General features: G+C 35.3%; 15 protein-coding genes. 6 read left to right on the plus strand and 9 right to left on the minus strand.

Translation table 11 applies throughout. The annotated features are described in order from the left end of the window. Positions 1–323: 323 nt before the first annotated feature. From JOE44_RS22815 to JOE44_RS22830, 4 genes are read left to right on the plus strand one after another with little or no spacing between them, the layout of a single operon-like run. Positions 324–3,044, plus strand: coding sequence for a TonB-dependent receptor (locus JOE44_RS22815; RefSeq protein ID WP_348635062.1), 2,721 nt, complete (start codon positions 324–326; stop codon positions 3,042–3,044). A 26-nt stretch (positions 3,045–3,070) separates the two neighbouring features. After that, complete coding sequence (locus JOE44_RS22820) at positions 3,071–4,417, plus strand: DUF4876 domain-containing protein (protein ID WP_209787922.1); 1,347 nt, start codon at positions 3,071–3,073, stop codon at positions 4,415–4,417. Then, the gene (locus tag JOE44_RS22825; RefSeq protein WP_209787924.1) at positions 4,407–5,999 is read left to right on the plus strand and encodes a DUF6850 family outer membrane beta-barrel protein; all 1,593 of its coding nucleotides are present in this window, start codon (positions 4,407–4,409) and stop codon (positions 5,997–5,999) included. Before JOE44_RS22820 ends, JOE44_RS22825 begins: the two co-directional genes overlap by 11 nt. Positions 6,000–6,005: 6 nt before the next feature. Beyond that, complete coding sequence (locus tag JOE44_RS22830) at positions 6,006–7,148, plus strand: cytochrome c peroxidase (protein ID WP_209787926.1); 1,143 nt, start codon at positions 6,006–6,008, stop codon at positions 7,146–7,148. A gap of 291 nt (positions 7,149–7,439) precedes the next feature. On the opposite strand, the gene JOE44_RS22835 is transcribed toward JOE44_RS22830, so the two are convergent. Then, positions 7,440–9,053 (minus strand): hypothetical protein, encoded by a 1,614-nt coding sequence (locus JOE44_RS22835; RefSeq protein ID WP_209787928.1) that lies wholly within the window; start codon positions 9,051–9,053, stop codon positions 7,440–7,442. 760 nt (positions 9,054–9,813) lie between these two features. Between JOE44_RS22835 and JOE44_RS22840 the strand changes: the two genes are divergently transcribed. Next, positions 9,814–10,923 (plus strand): heparan-alpha-glucosaminide N-acetyltransferase domain-containing protein, encoded by a 1,110-nt coding sequence (locus tag JOE44_RS22840; protein WP_209787932.1) that lies wholly within the window; start codon positions 9,814–9,816, stop codon positions 10,921–10,923. A gap of 80 nt (positions 10,924–11,003) precedes the next feature. On the opposite strand, the gene JOE44_RS22845 is transcribed toward JOE44_RS22840, so the two are convergent. The 3 genes from JOE44_RS22845 to JOE44_RS22855 all read right to left on the minus strand — a co-directional run bounded on the left by JOE44_RS22845 (position 11,004) and on the right by JOE44_RS22855 (position 13,115). Further along, entirely contained in the window at positions 11,004–11,357 is a 354-nt protein-coding gene (locus JOE44_RS22845) for a cupin domain-containing protein (protein WP_209787936.1), read from the minus strand. Between the two features lie 12 nt (positions 11,358–11,369). Next, positions 11,370–11,795, minus strand: a complete 426-nt coding sequence (locus tag JOE44_RS22850) for a DoxX family membrane protein (protein ID WP_209787939.1) — start codon at positions 11,793–11,795, stop codon at positions 11,370–11,372. A gap of 528 nt (positions 11,796–12,323) precedes the next feature. Continuing rightward, positions 12,324–13,115, minus strand: coding sequence for a helix-turn-helix domain-containing protein (locus JOE44_RS22855; RefSeq protein WP_209787941.1), 792 nt, complete (start codon positions 13,113–13,115; stop codon positions 12,324–12,326). 80 nt (positions 13,116–13,195) lie between these two features. Here JOE44_RS22855 and JOE44_RS22860 point away from each other — a divergent pair, with 80 nt between their 5' ends. After that, positions 13,196–13,708 carry a thioredoxin family protein gene (locus tag JOE44_RS22860; RefSeq protein WP_209787944.1) on the plus strand — a complete coding sequence of 171 codons (513 nt, stop codon included), beginning with the start codon at positions 13,196–13,198 and terminating at the stop codon, positions 13,706–13,708. 38 nt (positions 13,709–13,746) lie between these two features. Here the strand turns inward: JOE44_RS22860 and JOE44_RS22865 are convergent, their stop codons facing one another. The 5 genes from JOE44_RS22865 to JOE44_RS22880 form a co-directional block, all read right to left on the minus strand. Beyond that, on the minus strand, positions 13,747–14,376 hold the full coding sequence (locus tag JOE44_RS22865; protein ID WP_209787947.1) for a hypothetical protein: 630 nt from the start codon (positions 14,374–14,376) through the stop codon (positions 13,747–13,749). Positions 14,377–14,502: 126 nt separating this feature from the next. Further along, complete coding sequence (locus JOE44_RS22870; protein ID WP_209787951.1) at positions 14,503–15,105, minus strand: hypothetical protein; 603 nt, start codon at positions 15,103–15,105, stop codon at positions 14,503–14,505. Positions 15,106–15,242: 137 nt separating this feature from the next. Further along, on the minus strand, positions 15,243–15,638 hold the full coding sequence (locus JOE44_RS22875; protein WP_209787953.1) for a hypothetical protein: 396 nt from the start codon (positions 15,636–15,638) through the stop codon (positions 15,243–15,245). 51 nt (positions 15,639–15,689) lie between these two features. Continuing rightward, on the minus strand, positions 15,690–15,821 hold the full coding sequence (locus tag JOE44_RS25315) for a hypothetical protein (protein ID WP_262497573.1): 132 nt from the start codon (positions 15,819–15,821) through the stop codon (positions 15,690–15,692). 82 nt (positions 15,822–15,903) lie between these two features. Beyond that, the gene (locus JOE44_RS22880; protein ID WP_209787956.1) at positions 15,904–16,260 is read right to left on the minus strand and encodes a hypothetical protein; all 357 of its coding nucleotides are present in this window, start codon (positions 16,258–16,260) and stop codon (positions 15,904–15,906) included. Positions 16,261–16,269: the final 9 nt, after the last annotated feature.

A 16,269-nucleotide genomic window follows, 5' to 3' on the forward strand; every position in this document is an offset into this window, starting at 1 on the left:
TTTAGATGATTAATTTTTGAATAATTAATTATAAATATTGCTATTTTTTGTATCTTATTTGTATCTTTAAATTTTAACTTGTTGATTTTCATGTGTAGTTATTTTTGAAGAAGTAAAATAATAGATGTAAACACTAACATTTAATTATAAATCAACCCCGCGGTAAACAAAGTTTACCGCGGGGTTTTTCGTATATAAATACTCATAAAAATAGATCGGATGAATATTATTTTATTTTACATTAAAATATCTTTAATAATTTCAATAACCTACTTTTTATTTAGAATAATTATAATTAATTTTGCGGCCTAAATATTTTAAGGGTGAAAGTATCGTTATTAGCAGGTGCTGTTTTTTTAACAGCAGGAGGTTTCTTGTCTGCACAGAATGTAGAGTTCTATCATGATGGACAACTTAAAAAGGGAGAACTTCTGACCAGAGAAATGGAAAAATGTAAAGACTTGGTCTACAAAGATCAGACTCTGACTTTTAAAGGAAGTTGTCAGATAACCCTTCTGAATGCCGACAATAAAAAAGAAAAAATCACTCTAAAAGAAGGAGAAGAGCTTAAAATACAATTCATTTCATCCAAAGAAAATTTTTTAGAAAAACCAGCGATTAGAATTGAAGGCGTACAGCTTACCGCCAGAAAAAAACAGTTTTCTGAAATTGCTATCCAGCAGGAAGCCCTTCAAAATTTACAATCATTTTCTATCGGAGATGTTTTACAACAGTTACCAGGTCAATATGTACAACAATTTGACAATACCCAGTTTAAAAATATCGTTTTCAGAACAGCAAGCGGATCATCTGTAACAGGATCCGGTAATATTCCCGGTGGAGATGATTTTGGAAACAGAGCATTTGGTGTACAGTTGATGGTCAACGATATTGCCTTATCCAATAATGAAAATATGCAGAGCTATGATTCTGCAAACAGCGGCCCCTTCGGGATAAGTTTTAGTACTTCTACCAATGGAGGAAATTTAACACCAGGCCAACCGAATTACGGGGTCGATTTAAGAGAAATTTCGACTGAAAATATTGAAAGTATTGAAGTAATACAAGGGGTTCCGGATGCTAAATATGGAGATTTAACTTCAGGACTTATCAAGGTTACAACCATTGCCAAAGCATCACCACTCCGCTTGGATGCATCGCTCAGAGATGGAACTTACCAGGTAGGGGTTACAAAAGGATTTAAGCTTAAAAACAACAATGCCCTGAATGTATCTGTGGGCTATATGAATTCACTTTCTGATCCAAGAACCAGTCTGGTAGGATATGACAGAACAAATGTCAATTTCCTTTGGTCATCAAAAAATAAAAACGGTTTCAGTAATAAATTCTCAGCTTCGTTTTCTACCAATACCAGCAAAGGGAAAAGAGATCCTGATGATCTGGACGGAATGATTATCAATGTAGATAACAAGAGTTTTTCATTAGGAAATAATATAAGTTATAACTTTAATCGAAACGGAAGCAAACCATTTTTCAGAACGGTCAGTGCAGATGTAGGGGTCAGCTATTCAACGCAGCTTACGGAGAGAAGATTCTGGCTTAACCAGGGAGCCCGTCCTTATGGAAATTCAACCACTGATGGTGTTTATTACGCTCCTTATACACCCCCAAGTTATGAAAATCAAGCCTTCTCAGACGGTAAACCACTTACTATTTTCACTGATTTAAGTGTGAACGGAAGTAAAGTGACAGCTTCCAAATGGGTTCATATGTACAGCATCGGAGCAAACTTCAGATATGGAAACAACTTCGGAAAAGGCCGTTACGGAACTGCAGGACAGTTTACAACATTTAATGCTGCAGGTCAGGGATCAAACGGAATGAGAGACTTTAATTATCGTGATCATGTTTTTGCATCCAAACAATATGCATTCTATATCCAGGATAATATTACGAAAGCTTTTGCGAATAAACATATCTTAAGAACCAATCTGGGACTTCGTTACGATCTGCAGAATTCATATTCTACCTATTCCCCAAGGGTAAACACTTCGTATCAAATGGGAAAATTTTCTGTAAGAGGAGGTTTTGGGCTCACTTCCAAAGCTCCTTCTTTGAATCAGATTTACACAGCACCAAGATATTTTGACTTCCTTCTTGGTGATTATCGTCTGCCGGGATATTATTCAGCTGCTATCATGCAAACTGTTGTTACGCCGGGAGATAATGCCAATCTGAAACCGTCACGAAGCTGGAAAACTGAAGTAGGAATGGATTACAGATTTCCTTTTGCAACAGTTAACCTTACAGCTTATTACAACCGATTATTTGATGGATTTACCACAGCAAGTGTTCATAAAATTATGGATAAAGCGAAAGTAAATGTCAATGTCTCAGGAACAGAAGTACCTACTTTTGAAGTGATAGGAACAGAAAAATTTAATTATCTCCAAAACAGAATCGTTAACGGATATCAGTCCGTAGATAAAGGACTGGAGCTGATGGCAAGTTTCAAAAAGATCGAAGCTTTAAATCTTGTTATAGGTTTCAATGCCAGTTATGTAGAAACTTCCGGCCATAAAGATGAAGGTCTTTACAAGATCACTGCTCCTAAGATTGCAGATAAAGACTATGAATATGGAATTTATAACGATTCCCGAAACAAAAGTTCTATGGCCAGAGCAAGTTTCAGTTTTGACTATCACCTGGCCTCATCAGGATTGATTATCGGTTTGAGAACAGATCATTTCCTTTCAGACAGAACCCTGAATGGTATGAATGATATTTATCCGATAGGGTATATCAAACATGACGGAGAGGCACAGATGATTCCGGAAAATGACCGTACTAATCCAAAATATCAGGGACTCTTCCTGAAACCTTCCGATGAAAAACTTTCAGGTTTATATAACAAAACCCTGCATAATATTCATTTAAGAGTTACCAAGGATTTCCTGAGCGGCTTCAGACTTTCAATTTATGTGAGTAATGTTTTCAACTTAAAAGCATACGACGAAAGAGGAGCTGTATACGGCAACTTTACATCTACCTCGTTTGGAGGAAATATTTCATACCGATTTTAATACTACTAAAAATAAACTTGAACATAATGAAACAATTCATACTATTACTCCTATTTCCTGTCCTTGTTCTGACAGGATGCAACAGAGATGATGACTTTGGTAATAATGAGATTAAACCTGTTCCGTTTACCATAAATATAAAATATGATGCTTCAAAATATCCTTCCGTTTCCGATAAAGGAGTTGCCAATGTAACCGTGATTCTGAAAAACTCTGCAACAGAAGATCAGATTATAGGAAAGACAAATGCAGATGGTGAACTGATTTTGGATGCTGTTCTGCCGGGAACTTATAGTGTTCAGGCTGAACTGCAACTGAAGCAGAATGAATATGAACAACAGATTGGAGAAGAAACCAGCTATGAAATTGTACACTTCGGAGGGTTTGATGAAAAAGTAACCATTAATGCCAATACTTCTTCAAAATTGGTCCGAATCACCAGTGGAAACTTAGGAGATCTTGTAATCAAACAGTACTATTATGCAGGCTCGGATACGAAATTAGGAGCCAATTTCAGAGATCAGTTTATTGAAATTCACAACAATTCTGATCAGACTATTTATGCTGACGGTTTATATCTGGTATTTCTGGAGGGGAATACGAATAATAATCCAACTACTTATACTTTATCGAATGGCCAGTACGACTGGAGCAAAACTGCCGGCGGCGGATCTGAGGCAAACACAGCATATGTATATTCCAATATATTCATTAAAATACCAGGAAACGGAAATCAGTATCCTATTTTGCCTGGGAAAAGTATTGTGGTTGCTCAAACCGCTATCAACCATAAAATGCCTTTTGATGATATCAACGGTACTGGTGTAGCGATACAGGAACCTGACAGAACAGTAGACCTGAGCCATGCAGATTTTGAAACCTATATGGGTGATTATAATACAAGTATTGGTAAGAAACCTTTTGCATGGGATATCCAGAATATTTTGGTGCCGGATATGCTGGTATCATACTGGAGTATTGCATCCAATGATTTAATCCTTAATGTAACTTCAATGCTGGGGCTGGGAATTCTGAGAGCAACCGATGCAGAAGTGGCAAGCTGGAAAAAAGTGGCGTCACCTAAAGCTCCAACCGGAACTTTATTTCTGCAAATTCCTAAGAACTATATCATAGACGGAATTGATATTACAGACAAAGAACAAAAAGCACCAAAAGACTTTCCGGCAGATATAGATGCCTCAAGAACATTTATTGTTAATGCTGCGGGACAGGCTGAAGCTACTTTTACCGGATTTTCTGTAATCCGAAAAACGAAGGAAATTACCAATGGACGTATAGTATTGCAGGATACGAATAATTCTGCCAATGATTTTGTAACGATTAAAGCAAACCCTAGAGGATATGCACAATAATAAAAATAAGACAATTAAAGTTTTTCAATACAGTATATTGGGATTGGTTGTAGCAGGCACTCAGTTCTTTCATGCTCAGGCAACTCAGTTAGACAGTATTAATATAAGTGCTGTAGAAAAGAATATTAGAATCAATGATCCCTATATTTCATTTTTTCAGCCCTTGGATTTTTCCAGGACAACTTTTCAATATTCTTCAACAAAGCAAAATTTTAAAAGAGTTCAGACTCCTGAAGAGACCGGAAGTTTTACTTTTCTGTCTGAAGGAGTATATAAGCTTAATAATAAGATCGCTTTATCAGGAAGACTTAAAGCAGACAAAACAACCGAAGATAATGTTCCTTATATCCTCAGCGATGAAAGAACGAACAATTCTTCCTTTATTTACAATCCCTCTTATTATTGGGTTTCCCGTTCGGCAAAATGGCAGAAACAGAGTTATCTTATCAACGGACAGTTTGCCTATAATCCGGTAAAACCAGTCATTCTTCAGCTGGGAGGAGAAGGAATGTATGCTAAATCTTATCGTCAGAATGCAGATCCGAGACCCAAAGTAGATGATTATAAATACAAAGCTTTTGCAAAATTAGGGTTGAACTGGAAGCAGCACGCTCTATTTGGAAAACTGAGCTATGTGCATCATTACAAAGGAAATGATATCATGTTTGTGAATATGAAAGGAAATGTACCTGCGAATGATAGTATTTATATCCGTTATAACGAAGGCTACGGTAATCAGTATATCGGAATTACCCAATATAAAACTTCTGAATATAAAATGGGAGGCTATATCTCGGGCGGAGAATATGCCTTTAATAGTAATAATACTCATTTTTCTGCCGGATATGATTACAAAAACCTTATTGAACGCTTCTACAGAGTTTTTGAATATCAGGATGCAAACTATAACTGGCAGAAAGACTATACAAAATATTCCGGGCTGAAAACAAAGCTGCATAGCTTCTACCTTAACTTTTTAGAAAATTATAATGGGAAAAAATGGGCTTCTATGATGACGTATCAGGATCAGCTGGATACCAATTACAATTATCCTTTGGATTACACATCATACCGTCTGGAGCAGAAGAATCTTTCCTGGCAGAATAGCCTGATCTGGTTTAATCATAAAAATGAGGCGTTCAAGGTTCTTTTCGATGCAGCCTATGGGAAAAATCGTGTAAAAGATCTGTCTGTAGTAATGGATCGAAAATTGTCTTTTTTCAATTACAGACTCGGAGCTGAAAAAGAATTTGCTTTAAAATCTTCTCATAAATTGGCTATTGGTCTTTCTCAAAATCTTTATGTTCCTTTGGAAAAAGAATTCAATTATCAGCCTTATCAAAGCACAAAAGAGAATATCTTTGCAACTAAAATAGCACAGCCGGACTTTGCGTATGATGCAACACCTAAAATTGGTCTTAATTTTAATGCAAATTATATTTTTGATCAGAACAAAATAAGGTATGAATTGTTTGCAAGTTTTTCCCAGATCTGGCTGATGAACAGTACTTATAAAAATCAAGTTGACTACAATGGCAGAGCTAATCATGTTGCCCTAGTAGGATTGAATGTTTATTATTAAAAAATAATGAAAGACAGATATATTGCTTTTCTGGCAATTGCCGGGATAATATGTTTACTAAGTTATACTTCTAATGACCCTACGGGATATACCGTGGAAGAACTTCGTACGCTATACAGCAGTGGAGACCAGAGCAAATGGCCGGCTGCTCACTTATTTGATGAAGCTAAAGAAGGTTTTCAGGATATCGGACCTTTGTCTAAAATGAATTTTCCTGAAGATAATCCCTATTCCGAAGATAAAATGGAACTAGGGAAAATGTTGTTCTTTGATCCGAGACTTTCTAAAAGCGGACAGATTTCCTGTGCCAACTGCCACAATCCCGAAATAGGCTGGTCAGACGGAAGCAGAGTTTCTTTTGGTCATGACAGGCAGACTGGAACCAGAAATGCACCTACTCTGGTGAATATAGGATATGCCAAAACATTCTTCTGGGACGGTCGTTCATCAACTTTGGAAGAGCAAGTAAAAGCTCCCATTGAAAATCCTGTAGAAATGAATCTTCATATGTCAATGGCAACAAAAAATATCCGAAAAATTAAAGATTATAAACCTTTCTTTGTCAAAGCTTTTGGAAATGGGGAAGTGACTGAAGAGAAAATTGCAAAGGCTGTTGCTACTTTTGAACGTTCGCTCATCAGTCCGCCATCAAAGTTTGATAAATTCGTTTCCGGAAAAAAAGATGCTTTAACGGATTCTGAAATTAACGGGCTTCATTTATTCCGAACAAAAGCAAATTGTATCAACTGTCATAACACCCCTTATTTTTCTGACCAGAAGTTCCATAATCTTGGACTCACCTACTACGGAAGGAAATATGAAGATCTGGGAAGATATATCGTTACTAAAAAAAATGAAGACGTAGGAAAATTCAAAACCCCTACACTGAGAGAGGTTTCTGAAAATAAACCATATATGCATAACGGACTTTTCCCTGAACTGGCCAATATCGTCATGATGTATAACGCCGGAATGGGCAGAGAAATACCCAAAGCAGATCAGCTCAATGATCCGAAATTTCCTCACAAATCAGGAATGGTAGAAAAACTGAATCTGACAGATGACGAAGTTTTTGATATTGTAACATTTTTGAAAACACTGAACAGTTACAAGTACAAAATGCGCCCGCCGGAATTGCCTAAATCATAACTGTAATAAAAAACTCTTCCAAGCGGAAGAGTTTTTATTTTTGTGGAATTCAAATACGAAAACTGACAAACCTTTTTAGGCAGAATTCTTTTATAAAATCAGGAAAGATACTTATGATAGTAAGCCTTAATCTTTACTAATAATCTGTAGCAAAGATTAAGAAAACATTATATTTCAATTAGGATGACTGATTTTGGATGTTATGATCTTGTAAAAATTAAATTCATAAAAACAAAAGATCTCTGAGCTACCTCAAGAGACCTTTCTATGATTATATGTACTCTTTTTGTGCTAGTTTGCTTTAACAAATATAGTTCCGCTTAAGGATCCCTTACCCCAGTTGAAGTTTGATCCGGATGAAGCGAACATATTAAACCTGGTACCAGTTGCAGTTCCTTCCACATAGCCATTCAGTGTATATACTATATTCAGAGGTGATGATCCGCTGTTAACAACAGTTTCTGAAAAGCTCCCTGATACACTCAGCATATGCGAACCAGAAGAAGAATAAGGGACAGAATATTTTCGGGAACCCTCCGATGCTTCCGCTCCGTCTTTAACAAAACGAATCCCAAAATATCCATTAACAACTGTATTACTGTTATTTATAGGAAAAGTGCCCATAGGAACAGTGTAGGTCATTAATATTTTGGCAGTAGAATTAGCAGGAACCACTACCGTAGCGCTTAAGCCAAGATCTATATTATCTATAATGTTGCCTGCTCCCACAGCAGCCTGATCTACCGGTGCTGTTGCTGCAAGGGCCACTACCTGTGATAAGACAAAATCACTTTTCTGAGGGGCCAGCTTATTCCAGCTGGGTGCTCCGGAAGTTCCTGAATTATAATAAATTCCCTCTCCATAAGGAGTTAATGCCGTGTTGGAATTGTAAACCATCAATCCTTTTGCAGGTGACGGAACTGTTGCTCCATCTGTCATTGATGTTAATGATACTCTTGGAAGTAAAAATCCTTTGGTAGCTGAATTAAGATCCAGCAAAGCTGAATTATCCGGAATGCTTGTTCCTACCCCCACATTGCCAGAAGGAGTAATTGTCATCTTTATACTATTACTAGTTACCAGATGCAGGTTGTTGGGTGTGGTAGTTCCAAAGTAGGCGGATCCTCCCCCAATATACGTTTTCAGATTGATTGTACCATTGGTATGATTCAAACCGAAACTATTATCGGGTGTACTGATGGTAAGTTTAGTATCAGGTGTAGCGGTACCAAGCCCTACGCGGTCATTGGCAGCATCTACTGATAAGGTATTTCCATCCACGGAAAATGCATTGGTCTGGGTTCCGGTAAATGCCAGAGTATTGGCACCCTGTGTTACCGTTCTGTTACTGGTAAGTGTACCATCTGTATTATAAATATTAATGGAAGTAGCTCCTACAGCACCACCATCCGTAGATCTCCAGCCAGAGTTACTGTATACATATTCCAAAGCCTTACCATTGGGAATGGTAACACCACCTAATGTAGCACCAAAGCCTCCCGTTGTATTATTAAAAACAACGATTCGCTGACCTGCATTGGGGGCAGCAGGCGCCGTAATAGCAATTGTTGCAGTAGCAGCACCGGTAAGCTGTACCTGGCTTATATTAGCTGGAATAGTAGCTGCGTTACCAGTAACAACCAGTGTTGTTTCACGGTTGGTAATGGCTCCGTTCACATCCAGGGTGGTGCCGGGAGCGGTAAGGCCCAGTCCCAGATTACCATTAGAAGTCATTACCAGATCATCTGTAGCCTGAGCTGCTGTCGGGATTCCTGTTGTTGGATTATTTTTTACTCCATCAATGTTAAATACTCCCTGAGGATTAGTTGTATTGATCCCCACTTGTGATTTTACCACCAGGGAAAAGGTGGTAAGCAAGCCTGCTAGTAATAATTTTTTTTTCATAATATATAAGAATTTAGAATTAAAATAAATTAATATCTCTTTTTCTGTGAGTATTTCATAAAAAGAACAGTGTATCCTTGCGTTTTATTGAATCATATTTCTTCAAATAAAAGTAAGGATATACTCCAGGTTGTTGCGTGTTTTGATATACATCATACATACATCACATATACATCATATGTTATTTGATTACGGTTTCTGTGTTTTTATCATTTTTGTGTGGAGTAATTACTCTATTGTGTGGTTTATCTTTTTTATTGACACTTTAGTAAATGACATGTTATTTACATCCTATGCTTTATACTCTGAAATAAATGTTTTCTGCCAATGATTTTGTAACGATTAAAGCAAACACTGAATCTGACAGATGACGAAGTTTTTGATATCGTAGCATTTTTGAAACACTGAATAGTTACAAATACAAAATGCGTCCACCAGAATTATCTAAATCATAACTGTAATAAAAAACTCTTCCAAGCGGAAGAGTTTTTTTATTTAAAGTGCTTTAATCATTTCATTTTTGTACAGATTTAATGGATAATTATAAGATAGAATAGGGATGAATATTAGATCATTATTGTTCTTTACTGTTGGATTAAATGTTTAATTATTAATTGTTTATGAAAATTACATAATGGATTATAAAAAGTGATTTTAATTTGTATATTTGATTTTTATTTAGAATAAATAAAAATATAGTGTAAAGAAATAATAATGACTACAATTTTATCCATCTAATCCACAATTTCCACTAAAAACTATGGAACAACAAAACAAAAGAATCCTGACTCTGGATTTAATAAAAGGTATAAGTGTTCTCGGAATGATCATTATACATACCTTATTGGTGTATGCCAATGTCAAATCACAATATGAAACAGCCATTGGCAGTTTTATTGTTTTTCTCGGAAGAGGAACTTCCATCTTCCTGATCTGTATGGGAATCACCTTCATGACTTCCAGCCATCAAAGCCTTAAGAGTGCATTAAAAAGAGGTGTCTTATTAGTGTTTGCAGGTCTGTTCATGAATTTTATGAAGTTTATGGTCCCTGTTATTTTTAATTTTGCTCCCGATAATTTTATCCAAAAATACGGATGGCATGCTCCTATAGAACAGCAGTATGTATATTTGGTACAGCTGGGTGATATTTTACAGCTTGCAGGGATGTCTTTATTATTCGTTGGGTTTATCAGAGAATATGTGAAAAATAAATATATTATGCTGGCTATAGGCTTATTTGTAGCCCTGATATCCAGAGAAGTGAGCGGAATTAATCTGGACTATCCCGTGATCAATTATGTTCTGGATCTTCTTTTCAATACGGATTATCCGGCATATGTCTATTTTCCTGTTTTCCCATGGATGGCTTTTATTATCATCGGAATGTTTTTCGGTAAGTGGTTTCAGGAATTAAACTACAATATCCAACAGATATTTAAAAATATGCTGTATGTGGGGCTGTTGTTCATTGCCATAGGAGCACCGCTGGTTTTTCTTTATGGTGATTATAATTACAACGGTTTTTATCATATGGGACCTGGAGGAGTAATTTATTTTGCAGGCTGGACATTACTGTTTTTATGGCTGATCAATAGAATAACGACAAATAGTAAAGAAAATGGCTTCATGCGTGTTCTAAAATACTGCAGCAAAAATTTAACCTCAATGTATATGATTCAATGGATACTGATCTCTTGGGGAAAAGGAATTTTTGGGTATAGACAGCATGAAATTGGTTATGTTTCGGTGCTCATCGTACTGTATATTATTCTCACCTTTTCAGTGCAGACTTTGTTGGATATCATAAGAAAGAAAAAAACTTTATTTGATTTTACACCCATATCATCAAACAAAACAGTGTTGAAATAAATATTTCAGCTCAAGACCAAAAATATTTTATAGCAAAACCACCGTAAATCTTTTACGGTGGTTTTGTTTTTAATAACGGGTTAAAGAATTTCCACTTCTTCAGGGATCACAAAAAGAATGGTGCATCCATGTTCCGATTTCACGGAATGTTTAAAGCTAGGTGGAGTGTATAAATAATCTCCTTTTTCAAGTGTGGCTCCTGCAATAGTGGCATCGCCTTCCATGATAAACAGTTCCTCACCTGCAGGATGGTTGTGATAAGGGTAGCTGGCTCCCGGTTCAAATTTTAAAAGAATACTGGTTGAGCGATTGTTTTCAGGATCAAATTTTAAAGATTTTACAAAAATACCTTCATAATGAATCCCTTTTTCAATTAAAGGCTGCCATTCTTTCTGTTCTGTTTTTACGATGTAATCGTGGATGTTGGTGTTCATACTATGTAAATTTTAATTGTTATTGTTATAAAAATGGTCTAAACTCCAGGCGTAACGGGAAAAAGTACTCAGGAGAAATGCTGCGGCACTGAAAACAAAGACAGAATAATCCAAAGGCTCTTTAATACCCGAAGAAATGCTCATCGCAACCGCAAAAAATAGGGTGAGAATAGAGGCAGACCATGCTGTCTTTTTTATTTGAAATCCCAAAAGAAGCAGCACTCCAATTGACAATTCAGCGGTGGTAGATAATACGGCAATACCAGCTGCCCACGACTGTGGTAAAAATGAATTTATTTCAGCAGTATATTTAACAAAATTGTTCCAGCCGGAAGACTGATTTCCCCAAAGATTCAGCCTGCTTGCCACAGCAGATAAAAATCCGAAAGCCAAGGTAATTCTTAATAAAAAAATAGCGGCATCCTGTTGAGTTTTCATACGTATAATTTTTAGGTCTTAATTACAGTACAAAGTTCAGTGAAAGCCGTCATCTAAAGAATAGACAATTCCGGGAAAAGCATAGAATATTTTTATGGAAGAGGGAAGCAGAAGGATGGAAGTTGGAGGCTGGAAGCTGGAAGTGATGATGTATAAAAATTCTGGACTAGTCTCAAATGCTGTGGAGAATTCAGTATATTGACATTTAGTTATAAATTATAGTATAGCTTTAAACACATGCTTCATCAGAATCGATTGAATATCGATTCATTTCTTTGCTCACTTAAGATAAAACGGAATTGAAAATAAATCTTTGAGTGTTATAAAAATCCAGAATTACAGACCTCTCCAACTTTTAAGACTGATTCAAAGTTTTAAGAAGTTGATATTATATTTTTATGGAGGCAAAGGCGGAATCAATTTCATTGATTCTTTCTAAGCAACAGGATATTTATATTGCTTCATAAGGTGATTACTACATTTTTTTGCCTAGCCCCAACTTTGCACCTGATTTCTATCTGGCTTCTTTTAAATTTCCTTTACGATCTTCTGATAATCTTTTGGAGAACGGGAAGTATGTTTTTTAAAGAAATTGGAAAAGTAGAAAGGATCATTGAAACCAAGAAGGTAAGCAATTTCTTTTACGGTAAGTTTTTCATAAAGTAAAAGTCTCTTCGCTTCAGAAATAATAAGACTGTAGATCACATTCTGAGCGGTTTTGTTGGTGTGAAGTTTTGAAACCTCATTCAGTTTGGCTTCAGTGGTTCCAAGAAAATCTGCAAAATGAAAGACCTGATAATTGTTTTTAAAGTTATCCCTCACACTTTCCAGGAACTTTAAAAATAAAGCATCCGGTTTCCAAATTTCATCACCATTGGCAATCTTACTGCGGTTAATTTCTACCAATAGCAGTTCCACCAGAGAATGGGTCGAGATCAGATACTGATAAGGCTGCTCCTGAATTTCTTTTTCAATAGTATTCAGCATTTCAGAGAAAAATGCAGGATGCTGTATGGTAATGATTTCATTCATCCCGAAATGACAAAAGAGCCCGTTGTGAAAAATAAGTTCTATATCACTATCGCTTTTACAGAAAAAGTCCAGGGTAAATTCTAATGCAGTAAGTTCTCCTTCCACAGATTTTAACTGATGAAACTGTCCCGAAGTAATGGTTACAGTCTGACCTGTTTTCAAGGTGAAGATATTTTCATCAATCAAAATTTCAGCGGTTCCATGATGGCACCAGAACAAGGTATATTTAATGACCCGTCTAGGTTCAGCATGTCCTGCCTGATTAGAATATTTTCTTATTTCAATCATTTTATAAATATTTAAAGTTAAATAAAATAAATGAAGGATTAAATACCTAAATTCGTGTTGATTTTAAATGAAAATTCAGAATGAAATACTCTAAAATTATTATCGTTGTCAGCCTTTTACTGTTTCAGTTGGGAGCAGCACAGGAAAAAGCAGATGTTGTATTAAATAAGGCTTTCACGGAAGCTAAAGCAGGAAAGAAGAATGTTTTATTGGTGTTCCATGCTTCATGGTGCAAATGGTGTAAAATGATGGAAAAAAATATGGATCTTCCTGAAACCAAACCTATTTTTGATAAAAGATTTGTCACAGCGTATGTAGACGTTCAGGAAAGGGGAGATAAGAAGAACCTTGAAAATCCAGGCGGACAGGAACTTATGAATAAATATAAAGGCGGAAATGCAGGACTTCCTTTCTGGCTGGTTCTCAGTCCAAAAGGAGAAGTACTGGCAGATTCTTTTGATGACAAAGGAGAAAATCTGGGATCGCCGGCAACCCCTGAAGAAGTAAAGTCTTTCATTGCCAAGTTGGGAAAAACCTCAAAACTTACTAATGAAGAATCACAGACCATAGAGAAAGTATTTGTGAAGAAATAAGAAATAAAATCCCGGGAATATTACCCGGGATTTACTTTTTAGAATGAGGTCATCTGAAGTTTATTATCTTTCCATATTTCTTTAATAGAATCATTATTTTCTATTCTTAACGGAATAAATTTTTTGTCAATTTCATCAAATATTTTCAAGTACGATTTAAAATCATTCACCTTGAATTTTTTATAGTATTCAATGTCTTCATTGGAAAAAAACAGTTCCAAATCTTTTTGTTCCTTCATATACTCATAGTCTTCATAATATTTGATTTTAGACATAACATTTCCCCGTATGTTGCTTAATGCCATATCCTGAGGCATAATAATACATCCCATTTTTTGATAATAGATTAATGTAAACTTGGAATAATAACGATATAAATCAACAATCCTTTTGTCATTTCTATCTATAAGAGAAGATATTGCATTGATTCTTATAAAAGTACTTCCGTTAAATGCCAAATAAAATAGTTCATCATTGGTTGCTGTTTTATCAATCTCATTATACATTTCGGATAATTTGGAATACTCTTCTGTATTATAATCCTCTTTAAGTGTTAAGTCGAAATATCCTTTATCAATAGGGTCAATAAGTTGTTTTAGCTGGTCAGAAGTCTGGGCATTGAGTAAGTATATTTGTAACAGAAGGAATAGTGAAAATCTTATTTTCATGGTATGGTTTACCAATAAACGATCTTTGAAATATATTATTATAGGAAGTTCATCAATTAAAACTTCCCGGATCTTAATAAGATGGGAAGTTTTTTAGAGTTTAATAATTAAGAAATGAGGATATAACTACAATTCTTTATAAGAATATTCAATATTAGTCCACAAAACCTGATCTCCTGCTTTTATCATTTCGGAGGGAGTCGTAAATATATTTCCAAAAATATTTTCGAATTGGGTGGTCCCAAAATGGGCACTTTTAGTAATTAATAGTGCGTCCTGGTCGTTTCGGGGTACTTTTTTAACGTATCTGTACGTTCTTTTTAACGTGAATGAAGAGGTGTTTTTATTGAAATCGCCAATGTAACTTGGCTTATTATTGTTATTCTCTTTGATCAGTACAGAGTCATTGACGATCGTAAAACTATAAGTGAAATCCGTAGATGAGGTTTCGGAAAACAATTTAATGGTTTTGTTTTTAAGATCAAGGCTTATTTTTTTCCAGGCAGGTTCCTGATATAAGCTCCAATAATTGTTGAGGTAAGATTCATCCGGTGTAGATTTTTCTCCATTTGATCCTTTGTACAAAACTGTATTTTTTACAGCATAGCTTTTAAATTGAAACTGGTAAAGACTTTTATCAACAGGTCTTGGATCATCAATCGTAGTGTCATTATTTTCACAAGAGATCAATGAGAGTGCCATCATCAGGGCATAAAAAGAGTATTTCATGGGTATATTGTTACAAAAATATAGAGGTTTCACACGTAACAGTGAAACAAAATAAAATGGAAGCTATATTTAATAGGGAAAAAATAAAAAGGTGAAAAGGTAAATATTCGATTTACCCTTTCGCCTTTTGCTTTAATTTATTTTCCAAAATATATCATATCCTGCTTCTGTTGCTCATTATAAATGATCTGGAAGCTTACAGGCATATATTGATAAAGGAGTTTCCAATGTTGAATCTTTGCGTGTTTTTTGAAACTTTCAAAAGATCTTACAAACAGATTTTCAATCATGGTTCTTACATAAGAATCACCGTTTTTATAGATTGAGTCCATCAGTTTAAGGTGATGGGCAATAATGCTGATTTTAGATTCCTGTAAAAGATTCTTCAGATAATTCACGGTAGCCTGCATGATTCCAGCGAAATTGTCCTGAACAGACAACTGGGTGATTTCATTGCGAAGTGGCGGATAGAAAAATTTTAAGTATTCAACAGCTATTTTTTTATTAATAGTTTGCATTTTTACTTTCATCATAATTAAGAATTTTTCAAACACTTTTTAGTGCAGCGAAATGTATACCAAAATCTAAAGACAGGCTGCAAAAATAAAAACTCCTAGGATCACTGCTATGTGAGTGAGTAATATCTCTGTATTGTGTCTGTTTGACGTAGTTTTCCAGGTTTTCCAGTCTGAAATTCTTCTTATTTTATTTTTCATAATCTATTGATTGTGAGTTATTTTAATTTTTGTTTAATTTAAACACTTTGTAATGAAACGGATGAAAAATGTAACAAACCCGTTATATGCCATGACTGTAAATTTGTCTTGAATACACCTTCTGAAGGTTGGCAGAAATGTGACTAAAAATCACTTTTTTGTATTCCTCACTGCAGAAAGCAGTACAATTGTCCAGAGAATAGATAAAAGTAGTTTCAATAGCGTTCTTTAATACCGTATCTCCGTCAGTGTATATTTTGTCCATTTTCTGTAAACTTCTGAACAGCAGATTTCTGTCATTCTGGCGGATCATATTTTTAATACGTTCCGTAAAAGTTCTGATGATGCTGTATGAATTTTGAATTTTAATTTCTTTTACTTCTTTTTCAAAGTCGGGAACCACGTCTGTGATTTCCTTTACGGCTTGCAGATAATTCATAATATTATA

Origin of the sequence: Chryseobacterium sp. PvR013 (assembly GCF_017833095.1) — a bacterium.
GTDB classification, from domain to species: Bacteria; Bacteroidota; Bacteroidia; order Flavobacteriales; family Weeksellaceae; genus Chryseobacterium; species Chryseobacterium culicis_A.

Coding starts and splice junctions, on each gene's coding strand:
- JOE44_RS22880 (WP_209787956.1), bottom strand. CDS start 16,260: ATGAATTATCTGCAAGCCGTAAAGGAAATCACAGACGTGGTTCCCGAC.
- JOE44_RS22855 (WP_209787941.1), bottom strand. CDS start 13,115: ATGATTGAAATAAGAAAATATTCTAATCAGGCAGGACATGCTGAACCT.
- JOE44_RS22835 (WP_209787928.1), bottom strand. CDS start 9,053: ATGAAAAAAAAATTATTACTAGCAGGCTTGCTTACCACCTTTTCCCTG.
- JOE44_RS22820 (WP_209787922.1), top strand. CDS start 3,071: ATGAAACAATTCATACTATTACTCCTATTTCCTGTCCTTGTTCTGACA.
- JOE44_RS25315 (WP_262497573.1), bottom strand. CDS start 15,821: ATGAAAAATAAAATAAGAAGAATTTCAGACTGGAAAACCTGGAAAACT.
- JOE44_RS22840 (WP_209787932.1), top strand. CDS start 9,814: ATGGAACAACAAAACAAAAGAATCCTGACTCTGGATTTAATAAAAGGT.
- JOE44_RS22860 (WP_209787944.1), top strand. CDS start 13,196: ATGAAATACTCTAAAATTATTATCGTTGTCAGCCTTTTACTGTTTCAG.
- JOE44_RS22875 (WP_209787953.1), bottom strand. CDS start 15,638: ATGATGAAAGTAAAAATGCAAACTATTAATAAAAAAATAGCTGTTGAA.
- JOE44_RS22850 (WP_209787939.1), bottom strand. CDS start 11,795: ATGAAAACTCAACAGGATGCCGCTATTTTTTTATTAAGAATTACCTTG.
- JOE44_RS22865 (WP_209787947.1), bottom strand. CDS start 14,376: ATGAAAATAAGATTTTCACTATTCCTTCTGTTACAAATATACTTACTC.
- JOE44_RS22845 (WP_209787936.1), bottom strand. CDS start 11,357: ATGAACACCAACATCCACGATTACATCGTAAAAACAGAACAGAAAGAA.
- JOE44_RS22825 (WP_209787924.1), top strand. CDS start 4,407: ATGCACAATAATAAAAATAAGACAATTAAAGTTTTTCAATACAGTATA.
- JOE44_RS22830 (WP_209787926.1), top strand. CDS start 6,006: ATGAAAGACAGATATATTGCTTTTCTGGCAATTGCCGGGATAATATGT.
- JOE44_RS22870 (WP_209787951.1), bottom strand. CDS start 15,105: ATGAAATACTCTTTTTATGCCCTGATGATGGCACTCTCATTGATCTCT.